Consider the following 16,462-nt stretch of genomic DNA (forward strand, 5'->3'; position numbering starts at 1 on the left):
CATCGGTGATCCTGGATCGATATTTTGCCCGCCGGTTCACCCAGAGCTTTCTGGTCATTGGCTGTATCTTTTTGACGCTGATGATTCTGATCGATCTGATTGAACAGGTACGGCGCTTTGATGAGGTCGATCTGTCATTTGGCCGGCTTTTGTATCTGACCCTATTGAATACGCCCGCCGCCATCGGTGAAATGCTGCCCCTGCTGATCATCCTGTCCACGATTGCGTTGTTCATCGGATTGGCGCGCAGCTCGGAATTGGTGGTGACGCGCTCGATCGGGCGGTCTGGAATTCGCGTCCTGCTTGCACCTGTAACTCTGGCCCTGTTGATCGGAGCCTTGGCAGTTGCGGTGCTTAATCCGTTTGCTGCCGCAACTTCCGAAGAATTCCAACGGCTTTCCGATTCCTACCGTAACCGCACCAGCTCAGCTCTTTCGATCAGCAGTGAGGGTTTGTGGTTACGGCAAGCTACAGAAGAGGGCCAATCGGTTGTCCACGCGCGCCGAACGTCAAACGGTAACACCCTGCTGTTGAAGGACGTCACCATAATAACATTCGACGCGATTGGTCAGCCGACACGCCAAATCTCTGCCAAACAGGCCAAGTTGGAAGACGGTTTTTGGGTTTTACAGGATGCCAAGATCTGGCCGCTTATGAACGGCATCAATCCCGAAGCTGGCTCGAAAGAGCATGATCGTCTGGAGATTCCGACCACCCTGACACGTCAGCGCATTCTGGACAGGCTGGCCAACCAGGATTCGATGTCTGTCTACGATTTGCCCCAGTTGATCCGAGACCTGCGCGAGGCGGGCTTTTCGACCAAGCAATACGAGGTCTGGTTTCAGGTCCAACTGGCAAGACCTCTGTTTCTGGTCGCAATGGTCTTGATTGGCGCGGCCTTTACCATGCGGCATGTCCGGTTCGGCGGCACCGGAATAGCGGTGCTGACGGCCGTGTTGCTGGGCTTCGCCATCTATTTCGTCCGTAATTTCGCGCAAATATTGGGAGAAAACGGTCAGTTGCCTATCTTCGTTGCAGCCTGGGCCCCGCCATTTGCGGCCATCCTTCTTTCTCTTGGCCTGCTGTTGCATGCGGAGGATGGCTAATGCGCAAATTCGCTCTGCTATTGCTCTCGGGTGCGGTTGCATTGTCTTTGCCTTTGGATGTCCTGGCCCAGACTTTGCCGGAACAGGATCAAACGACGAACGCGTCCCAGCAAGAGCCACCAGCCTTACTTGTCGCCGACAAGATTTTCATTACCCCAGAGCGTGTGCTGATCGCAGAGGGCAATGTCGAAGCGTTTCAGGGTGACGTCAAAATGACGGCCAGCCGGATTTTGTACGACCGCGAAAGCGGTGAGCTTACACTGGAAGGACCGATCCGGATTGATCAGGGCAATCGAACTACAGTTTTGGCGGATTCCGCAGAACTCGACCGGGGTTTGCTCAACGGCCTTTTGATCGGCGCCCGAATGGTGTTCGACCAACAGGTGCAAATTGCCTCGGTGCAGGCGACACGTGCTGGCGGCAGATACACCCAGTTCAGCAAAGTCTCGGCGACGTCTTGCCATGTCTGCACGGATGGGCGGCCACCGCTCTGGCAAATCCGTGCCCGCAAGGTGACCCATGATCAGTTGGAACGACAGCTCTATTTCGAAGGTGCGCAATTCCGGGTGCTGGATGTGCCGGTCTTCTATTTCCCTTACCTGCGTCTCCCCGATCCAACGCTGGACCGGGCGACTGGTTTTCTGGTCCCATCGGTCCGCACCACCTCGCAGTTGGGCACAGGCATAAAGGTTCCCTATTTCTTCAAGCTTGGAGATCACAAGGACCTCACGTTGACACCTTACCTTTCCGGTAAGACCAGAACTCTGGGCTATCGCTATCGTCAGGCCTTTAAGAACGGACGGCTCACAATCGAAGGCGCGCATACTCGCGATGACCTTCAACGGGACGAGGCGCGCGGATATTTCTTTACCAACGGCTGGTTTGATCTGCCGGACGACTATCGCCTGACCTTCAACATCCGAACCACGTCCGACGATTCCTATCTGGCTGATTACGGCCTGCCCGACTTTGACCGTCTGCGCAGCGAAATTGCCCTGGAAAGGATCAAGCGCGATACCGCTTTCCGGACCAGCCTAAACCACTATAAAACCTTGCGAGATAGCGAGGATCAGGATCAGATTCCTTCTCGCATCTTCGACCTGAACTATCGCAAACGCTTCTTCCCGGCAGCTGTCGGAGGAGAGGTGCGGATGGCTTTCATCGGCCATGCCCATGAAAGAACGAGCAATGAGGACGTTATCGGGCGCGATGTTGCCCGAGCGACCTTCGATACCGAATGGCTGCGCAGCTGGATACTGGGCTGGGGGCTGCGTGCAGATGCCCAAGTAGGCGCGTCAATCGACACGTTCAATATCCGCCACGACAGCGCCTATCCCGATCAGGTGACCCGCACGACCCCGCGCGCCGCACTGACGCTGCGCCTGCCAATGACCCGCCGCGAGGCGTCGGGCGCAACCCAGTTGCTGGAACCCATCGCGCAGATCGGGTGGACGCATGTCTCCGACAATGATGTTCCTATCGACGAAAGTACGTTTCAGGAGTTTGACCAGGGTAACCTGTTATCCCTGTCCCGATTCCCTGCCGAGGACAGGCGCGAAGATGGGGTCAGCGGCGTTGTTGGGGTGAATTGGGCGCGTTATGGCTCCAGGGGCTGGCAAGCGCGTGCCACGATCGGTCAGGTCTTTCGTGCGGATGCTGATCCCGACTTTAACCTTACATCGGGCCTTCAGGGCACTTCGTCCGATGTGTTGATCGCCGGTCAACTTGAAACGCCCAACGGGTGGTCTCTGGCCGGGCGAGGTTTGGTGAACGGAGATTTCAGCTTTGCCAAGGCCGAGCTGCGTGCTGCATGGCAAAAGGAAACAACGGCCCTCAGCGGAAGCTATGTCTGGCAAGAACCCGATCCCGCAGAAAATGTCGACGATGAGATTTCCGAGATCTGGTTGCGCGGGCGGTACGACATCGATCAGAACTGGCAAACCCGTGCTCAGGCGCGGTATGACCTGAGCGAATCTGAACCGATCAGATATGGGTTGGGTATCACGTACCGGAACGAGTGTGTTCAGGTTAACATGTCGGTCAGCAGGCGCTATACCTCGTCATCAAGTATTGAGCCTTCGACCGAATTCGGCTTTACCGTAGCTCTGACAGGATATTCTGTCGAAGGTGGCGGCAAACAGTACAAGAGAAGATGCAGTTGATAACAGGTTTTTCACGTTTCTTTCGTTCCAGCCATATCGGGCTGGTTGCTCCGGCACTGGTTGCAGTTTCGATTGCCATAGCACCTGTAAAGGCAGTGGCACAGAACCTGTTCTCGCCTGCCATAAAGGTCAATCAAGACATCGTGACCTGGTATGAGCTGGAACAGCGCCTGCAATTCCTCTCGATTCTGGGTGTTCCCGGCGCAACCGAGGAAGACGTGCGCAAAGCTCTGATAGACGACCGCCTGCGCAAACAGGCGATGCGCGACGCTGGAATCGTGGTCGCCCCTGAAGACGTTCAGGTTGGAATTGACCAATTTGCAGCCCGCGGTCAGCTTTCGAGCGACGAATTCCTGCAGCTTCTGGCGGATGCCGGTGTTGACCGTGAGACGGTTCGGGATTTCATCAAGGATCAGATTTCCTGGCGTGAATTCGTCAGCGCGCGTTTTCTGTCGCAGGCGAGACCATCGGAAGACGAGATCAATCGCGCACTTGGACAATCTGGAAGTGGCGGCCTGCAAGTCCTTCTTTCGGAAATCATTATTCCTGTGAACCAACAAAACCTGCCACAGGTTCAACTGCTGGCCGAAGAGATCGCCTTGATCGAGGGCTATGATTCCTTTTCAACCGCCGCAACACAGTACTCGGCGGCCGGAACTCGCACCAATGGGGGGCGCCTTGACTGGTTGAACTTGACCGATCTGCCCCCGGCGCTGCAGCCGGTCATCATCGGGCTCAAAAATGGTGACGTCACCCAGCCCATTCCGCTGCCCAATGCCGTGGCACTGTTTCAGATGCGCGGTTTGCGTGAGACCGCTGCGAGTACGCCCACCTATTCCGAGATCGACTATGCTGTCTATTACATGCCCGGTGGTCGTAGTGCGGAAACACTGGCCGCAGCCGAAAAGCTGAAAGAAGAAATAGACACTTGCGATGATCTGTACGGTATCGTGCAAAACAAGCCAGCCGAAGTCTTAGAGCGGAATGTCAGCAAACCGTCGGAAATCCCGCGCGATATCGCGTTGGAACTGGCCAAACTGGACCTGAACGAAGTTTCAACCACGCTGACCCGCAACAACGGCCAAACACTGGCTTTTGTGATGTTGTGCACACGTACCCGCAACCTTGGCGAAGAGACAACGCGTGCAGATGTCGCCAATGCTCTGACCCAGCAAAGGCTGCAAACACTTGCAGAAAGCCTGTTGGGGCAAATGCGTGCCGACGCAACTATTGTTGAACAATGAAGCCAATCGCGCTCAGCTGCGGCGATCCGGCCGGAATTGGGCCCGAGATCGCCGCAAAAGCCTGGACCAGCCTTAGAACCACCTGCCCTTTCTTCTATATTGGCGATGCCGCGCATTTGCCGCCCGAGACACCGTCGGTACAGATCAGCGACGCCTCTCAGGCGGTCGAGATCTGTGGCTCTGCCCTGCCCGTACTGCAAATGGACTTTCCAGCCCCCAACCGGCCTGGGCACCCTAATCCAGCCAACGCCAGATCAGTTGTCACTGCCATTGAAACCGGCGTAGCGCTGGTTCAGTCCGGTTCTGCATCGGCGCTATGTACCGCGCCGATCCACAAGAAAGCACTTATCGACGGAGCAGGTTTCTCATTCCCCGGCCATACGGAATTTCTGGGCGCCTTGGCTGGGTCCCAACGTGTTGTGATGATGCTGGCCAGTGACCAACTGCGCGTTGTACCAGCAACCATCCACATCCCGCTCTCACGCGTTCCTTGCGAGCTTACGCCCGAGCTTTTGCGGGAAACCATCGAAATCACAGCTCAGGGATTACAATCACAGTTCGGTATTGCCACCCCGCGGATAGCCGTCGCGGGCCTCAACCCGCATGCCGGTGAAGGCGGCAAGATGGGACAAGAAGAACTGGACTGGATTGCACCGCTGATCGCGGAGCTGCCCCGCAAAGAGTATACCGTAACCGGCCCGCACCCCGCGGATACATTGTTCCACGCCGCAGCGCGCGCGCGCTATGACGCCGCCATCGCCATGTATCACGATCAGGCTCTGATTCCGATCAAGACGCTGGATTTCGATCGCGGTGTGAACGTTACCCTAGGCCTTCCATTTATCCGAACCTCACCCGATCACGGGACTGCACTGGACATTGCGGGGCAAGGCCTTGCAAACCCCACCAGCCTGATCGAAGCGCTGAAACTTGCCCAGCAGATGGCACAAAGCTCTTGATCCTTCAGCAGGCTGAAAATATCCCGGCCAGAGGTAAAAATTCTCTGGCACTCTCCTATCAAACCGCGCCACGGTGATCGGATCATGAGCACTATCGACAACCTTCCTCCTCTGCGCGAGGTTATCGCCTCGCATCAACTCTCGGCTCGCAAGTCGCTGGGCCAGAACTTTTTGCTGGATCTGAACCTGACCGCCAAGATCGCGCGGCAGGCCGGAGATCTTGCGGAATGCGATGTTCTGGAAATCGGCCCCGGCCCCGGCGGGCTGACCCGTGGGCTACTTTCAGAAGGTGCGCGCAAGGTTGTTGCAGTTGAAAAAGACACCCGCTGTATCGCTGCCCTGAATGACATTGCCGCCGCCTATCCCGGCAAGCTTGAGGTCATCAACGGTGACGCGCTTGAGATTGATCCGCTTACGCATCTGACCTCTCCGATCCGTGTGGCGGCGAACCTGCCCTACAATGTCGGCACCGAGTTGCTGGTCCGCTGGCTGACCCCGCCGCAATGGCCTCCGTTCTGGCAAAGCCTGACCCTGATGTTTCAGCGCGAAGTGGCTGAACGGATCGTCGCCCAACCCGGCGGAAAAGCCTATGGTCGCTTAGCCATCCTTGCCCAATGGCGGGCCGACGCGCGCATCGCCATGTCACTGCCACCCGGCGCGTTCACCCCGCCCCCCAAGGTATCAAGCGCTGTGGTCCACCTGATCGCCCTGTCGCAACCGCGCTATCCGGCTGATCCTGCCACACTGTCCCGCGTGGTCGCTGCCGCTTTTAATCAGCGCCGCAAAATGCTGCGAGCCTCGCTAAAGGGCGTGGCCCCGGATATCGAAGACCGCCTGATCGCCGCCGGAATCAAACCCACCGAACGTGCGGAACAAGTGCCTTTAGAAGCGTTCTGCGCATTGGCCCGCGAAGTGTCTTCCACTCAATCCTAATATTTCTGCTGTCAACTCACGGAGACAAACAGTGAACTCAAATCCACTGGCGTCGGAACTGAAAAAGAAGCTGGTTGTTGGAATTTCCGCACTAACCATCTTATGCTTTATACAGCCCCACTCCTCAAATGCCTCAGAAGTCACGCTGTTGTGCACCTTTCTCGGCGACCGTGATGGGTGGTTTGCGCAACAGACTCGCTTCACAATCGATACCGGCTCCGAAACGGCCATTGTGGATGACCAATTCATACGCCACGTAAAAAAGGGCCCAATACGGGTTCCCTATAAATCCCTGGGCTCTGACGAGTATAGGCTTAAGTGGAATCTTACGCTGCCTGTTGTGTTATCGAGAAGATATGGAACCAGAAAAGGTATGCCCCAAAATGTCCAAAAGACCATTCGGTATACCGCATTTGTTGACACCAATTCTGCGACCGCGAACATAAGATCGAATGTACCTAACGCACCAAGACCGAAAGGCATATGCAGAACGGTAAGGTGACTGACACTCCAAAGATCCGAACAAAACACTTTTTGTTTGAAGGTCGGGGCAACACATCAAAAAACCCCGGCGCAGTACCGGGGTTTTCTATTATAAATCTACTGGCTGATTTACTCTGCCGCTTCAGGCGTATCACCGTTGCCGGAGGGCGCGTCCTCAGTCGCAGCAGGTGCGGCTTTGGGCTTGCGCGCCCGAGGCCGACGGGCCGGTTTTTCTTTTTTCTCGGCCTCTTCAGGGCTTTTGCTTTCAGGCGTTTCTACAAGCCCGGATTCCGGAGCAGCTGCGTCAGCGGCAAACCCCATCACATCAGGTTGAGGTGCCTCAGCGGGATCCGACTGGCGGACGGTTTCGCGTTCCTGACGCTCGGCACGCTCACGATCTCGTTCAGCCTGGCGTTCGCGATTCTGACGCTCTTGCTCCTCACGGCGTGCATCCATTTCACGCTGAGCTTCGCTAAGCAAACGCAGGTAATGTTCGGCGTGCTGCTGAAAGTTTTCGGCAGCTACACGGTCGTTAGACAACTGAGCATCGCGTGCAAGCTGATTATATTTATCAATAATCTGTTGCGGCGTGCCACGCACTTTGCCCTCTGGGCCCGAACTGTCGAAAACTCGGTTTACGACGTTGCCGCCAGAAGGACGATTGCGGTTATTCTTTGCCCGAGAGCGGGATTTGGAAGATCTCATCTACTTTAGTCAGCCTTGTCGTTCGCTGCCGATCAGTTCGCGTCTTGCACTGCTCAAGGGCTTAGCTATGACACGATGTCGGCTTTTTTGGGCTTGGCGTCAGGGGCCCGCTGTAACAGCGTCAACCTCTCTGACTACACCTGAGTAAACACGTCCAGAGCGTGCAGACAAGAGGTTTGTCCCAATTTTTGTACCTTTTTTATATCAATCGGCGCATTTCGGCCTCAGAACGTTCCGTCATGAAGGCATTCTGGCGAAAACGACGCGGTCGCGACCATCCAGATCGGGAATGATCCGTACGTCTGTCAATCCTGCTGCGTCGAACAAAGATGCGACGCTTTGCCCTTGCTCGGGTCCGATTTCGACAAGTAACCGACCATGGGGCAATAGAAAATCCGGGGCGGCGGCAGCAATCCTGCGGTAGGCCCCCAAGCCGTCACCTTCGTCTGTCAATGCCATCCGCGGCTCATGGTCCCGCACTTCAGGTGCCAGGGTGTCCATTTCCGGAAGGGAAATATAGGGCGGGTTTGAAACAATCAGGTCAAATTTAGCTTCAATGTCTCCAAACCAATCGGATTGCTTAATTTCGATCCGGTTCTGAACATCGTGTTGCACGGCATTTGCACTGGCCTGTAGGCAGGCCGCCTCACTCAGATCCACACCAATACCCGATGCACTGGTGCGTTCGGCCAGCAATGTGATCAGGATACACCCCGATCCAACCCCCAGATCGAGGACATAGTCAAAGGGTTCGCTCAGCGCGGCCTCGATCAGAACCTCTGTTTCCGGGCGTGGATCCAGCACGTCCCGGCTAACTTTGAACCGACGGCCGTAAAACTCACGTTCCCCCAACAGATGAGAAACGGGCACACGAATGGCCCGAAGCGAGATCAGTTGCTCGTATCGCTCAGCAATATCCGGTAAAAGCTCTTCGGGTGTAATCAGTGTCACGCGACTTGCTTCGATCCGGGCGGCGTGGGCGAGTAGAACCCGCGCATCCCGCGCCGGATCAGCCACACCAGCCGCACGCAATCTTGCCGTAGCGGCCACCATGGCCTGAGCCGCTGTCTGGCCGCCAGTCATTGCGCCATCTCGGCCAGGAGACGCGCCTGATCATCCGCGGTCAATGCGTCGATTACCTCATCCAGATCGCCCTGCATCACCTGATCCAACTTGTACAGCGTCAGATTGATCCTGTGGTCCGTCATGCGGCCTTGCGGAAAATTATAGGTCCTGATCCGTTCCGACCGGTCGCCAGACCCGACCTGGTTCGCCCGATCTGCCGAGCGTTCGCTGTCAATCCGCTGACGCTCCTGATCATAGAGTCGAGTCTTCAGAACCTGCATCGCGATCTCGCGATTGCGGTGTTGAGATTTCTCGGAGCTGGTCACCACAAGCCCGGTGGGCAAGTGTGTAATCCGCACGGCCGAATCGGTGGTGTTCACGTGCTGCCCACCCGCACCTGAGCTGCGCATCGTGTCGATACGGATATCATTGGCGTCGATCTGAATATCGACATCCTCGGCCTCGGGCAGAACCGCCACGGTCGCTGCCGATGTATGAATGCGCCCGCCACTTTCGGTTTCTGGCACCCGCTGCACCCGGTGAACACCGGATTCGTATTTCAAACGGGCAAAGACGTTGTCGCCCTTAATATGGGCAACCACCTCTTTGATGCCGCCCAGATCCGACGCCTGCTCTTCGAGGATCTCGAATTTCCAGCCGCGCGCTTCGGAATACCGCTGATACATGCGCAGCAGATCGCCCGCAAAAAGCGCAGCCTCATCACCGCCGGTTCCAGGGCGGATTTCCAACATGGCCGGACGCGCATCAGCGGCATCCCTAGGCAACAAGGCCAGTTGGAGGGCGTTTTCGGCACCGGGGATTTGGGCCTGCAGGTTGGGGATTTCCTCTTCGGCCAGCTCCCTCATATCGGGATCGGCCAACATCGCCTCGGCCTCGGCAAGGTCAGTGACCAGCTGGCGCCATGCCATGATCTGATCGACCACCGGCTTGAGGTCCGAATATTCCTTGGCCAGCACAGCAATATCGCCGCCCAAAGCACCATCCGCCATGGCTGCTTCGAGGTATTGGAATCGCTGAGTTATCTGTTCAAGGCGTTCTTCGGGGATCATCCGGGCGGTGTCTCTTAATCCGGGGCTATGGTCAAGGGCTGTCCGTATGCTAAGCTGCCCCGCATGAGACGGTTAGTTCTGGTTCTATCGCTTTTTGCGACGCCCGTGATGGCCGATGTCGTCGGTCCCGGCGGCAAGGTACAGGACTGCTATTGCACTGACAAATCCGGGTCACGCGTTGAATTGGGCGAGATGATCTGCCTGCAGGTCGACGGTCGCATTTTCACTGCACAATGTCAGATGTCACTGAACGTTCCGATGTGGCGCGAGGTACAGGAAGGATGCCTGTCCTCAGGGCTGCATCCGCGCGAGCCAGCCATCAACGCGGTTTCGGTTTACCCCAAAATCTGAGCGTCCAAAGCGCAACCTGCCATAGATGCGCAGTGTATCGCCGTTCTGCTGGGCGGTTGTGTAGTCCGGAAAACCTATCACTTTGGTACGGGTGATATAGGTGACCATCCCGTCATCAACTGACCCGGCCAGAACCTTTGTACGTGGTGAGGCCATTGCGATTTCGTTCAACTGCGCCAACCCGTCCGGCCCCGTTTCAAGTACTCGCGCGACGCCACCACGGAGGTCCCTGTTCGCGTCGCCGACGGGGGCATTGTGCCAGATGGCGGGATCAGACGGCGCAAGCCGTATATACGCCCCCACAAGGACAATCAGACCCGCAATCAGCCACAGCGTCATTTTCATCTTTTCCACTCTGTTAGATTGCGGAACCATATGCAGTTCCGCATAGCAAACAAGAGACTGCCGTGATCCCTACCGTGACGTCACGCCTGGCAATATGCACAGCAGTTCAAACAGCAGATTGGCAGCGGTCAGCGCCGTATTGCCAGAGGGATCATACGGCGGAGAAACCTCGACCAGATCACACCCAACCACATTTGTCCCGCCCAGGGCATGGATCAGTTGCAGCGCCTGCGGTGTGGTTAACCCGGCGATCTCGGGCGTGCCGGTTCCGGGGGCGAAAGACGGGTCCAGACTGTCAATGTCATAGGTGATATAGACCGGATGATCCCCGATCTCATTGCGTATCTGCGCGCCCATGACCGTCAGATTCTGCTGCCAAAGCTCCCATGCGGGGTATTGGCGAAAGCCCCACCCTTTGGCCTCGGTAAAGTCCGATGCCGCATAGCCAGAGCCTCGGATGCCGATCTGAAAGGTTTTTTCCGGCACGATCAGCCCTTCTTCATAGGCACGCCGGAAAACGGTGCCGTGGGTTTCCTTTTCGCCAAACATCTCATCATTTACATCCGCGTGGGCATCCACATGGACCAGCGCCACAGGCCCGTGTTTCGCGGCTATCGCCCGAAGTATCGGCAAGGTGATCGAATGATCACCCCCCATCGCCACAGGTGTCACACCCTGCGCCAGAATCGCGTCATAGCTTTCCTTGATGATCCTCAGACTGTCGGACAGCGAAAAGGTGTTGATTGCCAGATCGCCGATGTCGGCGATTTGCAGGCTGTCGAAGGGGGCCGCAAAGGTGGCCATATTGTAAGGCCGCAGCATCGCACTTTCGCTGCGGATCTGTTTCGGTCCGAACCGTGTCCCCGACCGCCAAGAGGTGCCAATGTCCATCGGTATGCCTATTACGGCCACATCCAATCCGGCCAACGTATCCGCCTGCGGCAGGCGCATAAACGTGTTTGGGCCGGAAAAACGCGCCAGATCGTTACCGCTGATTGGTTGGTTGAATTGTGTCATGCCGTTATGTCTTCCGTCCTGCCCTGCTGCTAACCTGATACCGGAAAGATGGCTAACCAAAGGTTAAGGCTTCAGCTTGTTCCATCCCAGCAGGCAAATGATTTGCGTCGCCACATGTGCGCCTGCAATCGCTGTCGCACCTGAGGTGTCATAGGGCGGCGAAACCTCGACCACGTCCCCGCCTTTGATGTTGATCCCAGCAATGTCGCGCAGGATGATCTGGGCCTGAATCGAACTCAGTCCACCCCAGACCGGCGTTCCCGTGCCAGGCGCAAAGGCCGGGTCCAGACCGTCGATATCGAAGCTCAGGTAAACAGGGTTGTCACCAAGAATGCCTTTGATCTTTTGCGCCACGGCGGCGGGACCGGACTCATACACCTCCCGAGCGTCAATGATGTTGACCCCCAAAGTATCTTCGTTCGTCGTACGAATACCCACTTGAACGGAACGCTTAGGGTCCACTATCCCTGATTTGACCGCCTTGTAGAACATGGTCCCATGATCCACGCGGGACATGTCGTCGTCAGCCCATGTATCCGTATGCGCATCAAATTGCAGCAAGGACATCGGCCCGTATTTCTCGGCATAGGCCTTCAGGATCGGAAAGCTGATATAGTGGTCCCCACCAAGCGTCACCGAGGCCACGTCAGCGTTGAGAATTGTGCGAATGTGGTCCGTCAATGTGTCCGGAAAGGCAGGTATATTGGCGTAGTCATAAGCCATGTCCCCATAATCCACGATTGCCAATTCGCTTAGCGCATCAAACGGCCAGCCATAAGGCTCATCCGGGGATTGCAACGTGCTGGCCTCGCGGATGGCGCGTGGCCCAAGACGCGTACCGGGACGGTTCGTCACCGCCTGATCAAATGGCACGCCGGTTACGGCGATATCAATCCCGGTCAGATCCTTGGTATACAAGCGGCGCAAAAATGACATCGCCCCCCCGAAAGTATTCTCGTACGAGACGCCTTTCAGTTCAGGATTGGTAAACGCCTCGTCGACGAAATTCTTTGAATCTTCCAGTGCCATGTCTTTCTCCTGTCAGCCCAAAGGCTGGGCCTTTTCGACGATCCGCGCAAAGAAAGACGCCCCAACCGGCGCGATGTCGTCGTTGAAGTTGTATTTCGGATGATGCAATCCGGCCCCCTCGCCTTGCCCCAGAAACAGATAAGCGCCGGGGCGCGACTGCAGCATGTATGAAAAATCCTCGGCCCCCATCATCGCGTCAACATTGGTCATCACGCGATCTGCACCGGCAACATCACGCGCGATTTCTGCGGCAAAACCAGTCTTGTCGGCGTCATTGATTGTTGCAGGATAGTTGACCTCATAGTCCAGCCGCGCTTCGACACCATAGGATTGGGCTTGTCCTTGTACGATCTGTTCCATCCGCTCCATCACCATTTTCTGCACAGTCGGATCAAAAGTGCGCACAGTGCCGTTGATAAAGGCGGTATCGGGGATCACGTTGTTCACGGTGCCGGTATGGATTTGCGTGACCGAGATCACCAGACTGTCCAAAGCATAGTTGTTACGACTGACGATGGTCTGAATCGCCTGGGCGATACCGCAGGCCGCCATCACCGGATCCCGGGTTTCATGCGGCATGGCACCATGGCCACCAAGGCCCTGAATGTGAACTTCGAACGTATCAACAGCTGCCATGATCGGCCCGGGGGTTGTCTGAAAGGATCCTTCGGGAATTCCAGGCGCATTGTGCAATGCATAGATTTGGGAAATGTCGAACCGGTCCATAATCCCCTCTTCGACCATGACGCCCGCGCCACCACCCTCTTCTTCGGCCGGTTGAAAGATCAGCGCCACGCGTCCACGGAAATTTCGGGTTTCCGCCAGATAGCGCGCCGCGCCCAACAGCATCGTGGTGTGCCCGTCATGACCGCAGGCATGCATGTTTCCGGGCTTGGTTGATTGGTACGCGACCCCTGTTTCCTCGGGGATAGGCAGAGCGTCCATATCAGCGCGCAGACCGATCGTCGGCCCCTCACCCTGGCCATTGATGATCGCAACGATCCCAGTGGTGGCGATCCCTTGGTGCACCTCATCCACATCGAACTCACGGAGTCGATCAGCGACAAAGGCCGCGGTTTCGTGGCATTCGAATGCAAGCTCGGGGATCGTATGCAGATGCTGGCGCCATGCGGCCATATCGGCAGAGAAATCGGCAATTCGGTTGACGACGGGCATCTGGGGTGGACTCCTGATCGTGACTGCGGAATGGATGCATCTGACACCGGAACGAAAGGGTTCGCAATGGCCGAAAATCCTCTGATCCATGACAGCGATGCTGGCATCGAACGCTTGTTAGAGATCATGCGCCGACTGCGCGACCCTCAAACCGGCTGCCCATGGGATATCGAGCAGGATTTCGGCACGGTCGCTCCTTACACAATCGAAGAGGCTTATGAGGTCGCTGATGCCATCGAACGTGAGGCTTATGATGAGCTGAAGGGCGAACTTGGGGATCTGCTGTTCCAGTCTGTCTTTCATGCACAAATGGCCGAAGAAGCCGGGCATTTCACCTTTCAGGACGTGGTGCGCACCATGTCGGACAAGATGGTCGCCCGGCACCCGCATGTCTTTGGCGACGAATCCCGCGACAAATCGGCAGAGCAGCAAACACTGGACTGGGAAGCCATCAAAGCAGCCGAGCGTGCTGGTAAAGAACAACAAGGCGCGTTGGACGGTGTCGCCGCCAACCTGCCCGCCCTGCTGCGTGCTCTCAAATTGCAGAAACGTGCCGCCCGTGTTGGATTCGACTGGCCCGATGCCAGCCATGTGCTGGCCAAGATAACCGAAGAGGCTGCCGAGCTGGAAGAGGCACGCGACCGCATGGATGCGGATGCGTTAGAGGATGAGTTCGGCGATCTGCTATTCGTTATGGTCAATCTGGGCCGCCATCTTGGGGTCGAGCCCGAGACCGCCCTGCGTCGGACCAACGCCAAGTTCACCCGCCGGTTCGAGCAGGTCGAGTCGCGCCTGGCTGCACGGGGAAAAACCCCAACAGAAAGCACGCTGGAAGAGATGGACGCGCTTTGGGACGAGGTAAAGATCGAGGAACATCGGGCCAATGGCAAACTCCCGCCGGCAAAGGCCGAGGCCGGAACGTAAAACCGCTAGACAAGCTCTCGGACACTTGCGAGTGTCCCACCTTCACGACCTCCGGAGACGATCATGCCCGCTCGCAAAATCATAATAGACACCGATCCGGGACAGGACGATGCCGTCGCCATTCTGCTGGCGCTTGCCAGCCCCGACGAAATTGAGGTTTTGGGCATTACCGCAGTCGCTGGCAACGTACCCTTAGAGCTGACAGCCAAAAACGCGCGTATTGTCTGCGAACTGGCTGGCCATACCCAGACCCCCGTCTATGCCGGATGCGACCGCCCGTTAGAGCGCCCCCTGATCACAGCAGAGCATGTGCATGGCAAAACTGGCTTGGATGGGCCGGTTCTGCCGGATCCGCAGATGCCGCTGTCCGAAGGACATGCCGTCGATTTCATCATCGACACGTTGCGCGCGCATGAACCAGGCTCCGTTACGCTCTGTCCCCTTGGGCCATTGACCAACATCGCCACAGCGTTCCGCAAAGCGCCTGACATCGTGGACCGGGTTCAAGAGATCGTTTTGATGGGAGGGGCATATTTCGAAGTTGGAAACATCACCCCAACCGCCGAATTTAACATTTACGTCGATCCAGAAGCCGCTGATATTGTGTTCAAATCTGGACGTCCCATTGTGGTGATGTCGCTTGATGTCACGCATAAAGCTCTGGTGACCAAGACGCGCAACGATGCCTTCCGTAGAATTGGAAACAAGGCCGGTGTCGCGGTGGCCGAGATGACCGATTTCTTTGAAAGGTTCGACAAGAACAAATACGGCTCGGAAGGTGCTCCGCTACACGACCCTTGCGTGACAGCCTATCTTATCAAACCCGAACTGTTTACCGGGCGGCTGGTGAATGTCGAGGTAGAGACCCAATCAAAGCTGACCTTGGGCATGACAGTTGCCGATTGGTGGGGTGTTACCGACAGAAAACCCAACGCCCTGTTTATCGGAGAAATTGACGCTGGCGGGTTTTTTGATCTGCTCACGGATCGGCTGGCCCGACTATGAGCGCCGCACTTCGCCTTGCCCGCCCCGAGGATCTGGAACGTCTGGTTGGTCTGGTCGCCGCCTTTCACGCCGAAGAAGGCATTACCCAGGATGCCGATCAGACGCGCAATGCGCTTGCCCCTCTTCTCGAGGGAATACCTTTTGGGTGCATCTACCTGATTGGGCCCGGTCGCGCACCCTTGGGCTATGTCATCCTGACCTTTGGGTGGTCTGTTGAATTCGGCGGCATGGATGGATTCGTGGATGAGATCTATATTCGTCCTGCCGTGCGAGGGCGCGGAATTGCGTCTGAAGTCTTGCTGGATTTGCCCAAGGCGTTGGCGAGCGCGGGGCTCACAGCCTTGCATCTTGAAGTCGATCGTACAAACGAGACGGCACAGAAACTGTATCTACGCACAGGTTTCAAGCCTCGTGACCGCTATATGCTGATGAGCAAAACCCTTTGATCCATTTCTGTGTGGCTGAACAACAAGGCCACCCGCGAAAGATTGACAGGCCCTACCGGGCCTCACCGCGACGGATGTAAACCGGAGCTTCAAGGTTTGCCACCGGATCGTCAGGGGACACTGCCGTACCGGTGATCGGATATGTTCCAGGCTCTGAGCAAGCAACCAGAAATACAGTGCTGAGTGCAGACGCTACCAGAAGAAGTTTCGAACCATTCATAGTGTTCCCCTTATCTGTTATTTCAATATGATACGAATGCGCACTACAGAACAAAAAGGAAAAAGTTCACACATAAGGATCGCCAGCGCAGAACCCGTATATAAGTCATTAATATATCTAGATAATACTATTCATAACCTCCCAAGTTTCTTCTGACCCAATCATGCTAAAGTGCCGATTTGAGATTTAGACATGGGCAAAACCTGCAATCCAACACAATAA

The 16,462-nt window shown here is 56.4% G+C and carries 17 protein-coding genes; 9 read left to right on the forward strand and 8 right to left on the reverse strand.

The window, feature by feature from the left end; genetic code table 11:
- The first annotated feature begins 5 nt into the window (after window positions 1-5).
- From lptG to rsmA, 5 genes are all read left to right on the forward strand, one after another.
- Complete coding sequence (lptG, locus tag AC2FH6_RS03470; protein ID WP_142633419.1) at window positions 6-1,106, forward strand: LPS export ABC transporter permease LptG; 1,101 nt, start codon at window positions 6-8, stop codon at window positions 1,104-1,106.
- Window positions 1,106-3,268: an LPS-assembly protein LptD gene (locus AC2FH6_RS03475; protein ID WP_496701199.1), complete on the forward strand. Its 2,163-nt coding sequence runs from the start codon at window positions 1,106-1,108 to the stop codon at window positions 3,266-3,268. Before lptG ends, AC2FH6_RS03475 begins: the two co-directional genes overlap by 1 nt.
- On the forward strand, window positions 3,259-4,512 hold the full coding sequence (locus AC2FH6_RS03480) for a peptidylprolyl isomerase (protein ID WP_281971985.1): 1,254 nt from the start codon (window positions 3,259-3,261) through the stop codon (window positions 4,510-4,512). Before AC2FH6_RS03475 ends, AC2FH6_RS03480 begins: the two co-directional genes overlap by 10 nt.
- Window positions 4,509-5,471, forward strand: coding sequence for a 4-hydroxythreonine-4-phosphate dehydrogenase PdxA (gene pdxA / locus AC2FH6_RS03485; protein ID WP_496701201.1), 963 nt, complete (start codon window positions 4,509-4,511; stop codon window positions 5,469-5,471). The genes AC2FH6_RS03480 and pdxA overlap by 4 nt, the downstream gene beginning before the upstream one ends.
- Before the next feature lie 84 nt (window positions 5,472-5,555).
- Window positions 5,556-6,404: a 16S rRNA (adenine(1518)-N(6)/adenine(1519)-N(6))-dimethyltransferase RsmA gene (gene rsmA / locus AC2FH6_RS03490; RefSeq protein WP_496700486.1), complete on the forward strand. Its 849-nt coding sequence runs from the start codon at window positions 5,556-5,558 to the stop codon at window positions 6,402-6,404.
- Between the two features lie 612 nt (window positions 6,405-7,016).
- Here the strand turns inward: rsmA and AC2FH6_RS03495 are convergent.
- The 3 genes from AC2FH6_RS03495 to prfA form a co-directional block, all read right to left on the reverse strand.
- Window positions 7,017-7,592: a DUF4167 domain-containing protein gene (locus AC2FH6_RS03495; protein WP_496691122.1), complete on the reverse strand. Its 576-nt coding sequence runs from the start codon at window positions 7,590-7,592 to the stop codon at window positions 7,017-7,019.
- A 237-nt stretch (window positions 7,593-7,829) separates the two neighbouring features.
- Entirely contained in the window at window positions 7,830-8,675 is an 846-nt protein-coding gene (prmC, locus tag AC2FH6_RS03500) for a peptide chain release factor N(5)-glutamine methyltransferase (protein ID WP_496701203.1), read from the reverse strand.
- Window positions 8,672-9,727: a peptide chain release factor 1 gene (gene prfA, locus AC2FH6_RS03505; protein WP_496695682.1), complete on the reverse strand. Its 1,056-nt coding sequence runs from the start codon at window positions 9,725-9,727 to the stop codon at window positions 8,672-8,674. The genes prmC and prfA overlap by 4 nt, the downstream gene beginning before the upstream one ends.
- 63 nt (window positions 9,728-9,790) lie before the next feature.
- On the opposite strand from prfA, the gene AC2FH6_RS03510 reads away from it, so the two are divergent.
- A complete protein-coding gene (locus AC2FH6_RS03510) occupies window positions 9,791-10,078 on the forward strand; it encodes a hypothetical protein (RefSeq protein ID WP_142633397.1) in 288 nt (95 codons plus the stop codon).
- On the opposite strand, the gene AC2FH6_RS03515 is transcribed toward AC2FH6_RS03510, so the two are convergent.
- The 4 genes from AC2FH6_RS03515 to AC2FH6_RS03530 form a co-directional block, all read right to left on the reverse strand.
- Window positions 10,019-10,423 (reverse strand): DUF1499 domain-containing protein, encoded by a 405-nt coding sequence (locus tag AC2FH6_RS03515; RefSeq protein WP_496695686.1) that lies wholly within the window; start codon window positions 10,421-10,423, stop codon window positions 10,019-10,021. The two genes, AC2FH6_RS03510 and AC2FH6_RS03515, sit on opposite strands and share 60 nt — an antisense overlap.
- A 69-nt stretch (window positions 10,424-10,492) precedes the next feature.
- A complete protein-coding gene (gene speB, locus AC2FH6_RS03520; protein WP_496688319.1) occupies window positions 10,493-11,440 on the reverse strand; it encodes an agmatinase in 948 nt (315 codons plus the stop codon).
- Window positions 11,441-11,503: 63 nt separating this feature from the next.
- Window positions 11,504-12,469 (reverse strand): agmatinase, encoded by a 966-nt coding sequence (speB, locus tag AC2FH6_RS03525; RefSeq protein ID WP_142633391.1) that lies wholly within the window; start codon window positions 12,467-12,469, stop codon window positions 11,504-11,506.
- Window positions 12,470-12,481: 12 nt separating this feature from the next.
- Window positions 12,482-13,645 carry a M20 aminoacylase family protein gene (locus AC2FH6_RS03530; protein WP_142633389.1) on the reverse strand — a complete coding sequence of 388 codons (1,164 nt, stop codon included), beginning with the start codon at window positions 13,643-13,645 and terminating at the stop codon, window positions 12,482-12,484.
- Window positions 13,646-13,711: 66 nt separating this feature from the next.
- On the opposite strand from AC2FH6_RS03530, the gene mazG reads away from it, so the two are divergent.
- The 3 genes from mazG (at window position 13,712) to AC2FH6_RS03545 (ending at window position 16,020) form a co-directional block, all read left to right on the forward strand.
- Window positions 13,712-14,569, forward strand: coding sequence for a nucleoside triphosphate pyrophosphohydrolase (mazG, locus tag AC2FH6_RS03535; protein WP_142635104.1), 858 nt, complete (start codon window positions 13,712-13,714; stop codon window positions 14,567-14,569).
- 63 nt (window positions 14,570-14,632) lie between these two features.
- On the forward strand, window positions 14,633-15,574 hold the full coding sequence (locus tag AC2FH6_RS03540) for a nucleoside hydrolase (protein ID WP_281971977.1): 942 nt from the start codon (window positions 14,633-14,635) through the stop codon (window positions 15,572-15,574).
- Window positions 15,571-16,020: a GNAT family N-acetyltransferase gene (locus tag AC2FH6_RS03545; RefSeq protein WP_142633385.1), complete on the forward strand. Its 450-nt coding sequence runs from the start codon at window positions 15,571-15,573 to the stop codon at window positions 16,018-16,020. The genes AC2FH6_RS03540 and AC2FH6_RS03545 overlap by 4 nt, the downstream gene beginning before the upstream one ends.
- A gap of 52 nt (window positions 16,021-16,072) precedes the next feature.
- Here AC2FH6_RS03545 and AC2FH6_RS03550 read toward each other — a convergent pair whose 3' ends face one another.
- Entirely contained in the window at window positions 16,073-16,240 is a 168-nt protein-coding gene (locus AC2FH6_RS03550; protein WP_185956604.1) for a hypothetical protein, read from the reverse strand.
- Window positions 16,241-16,462: the final 222 nt, after the last annotated feature.

This window comes from Ruegeria sp. CDSC045 (assembly GCF_059610725.1).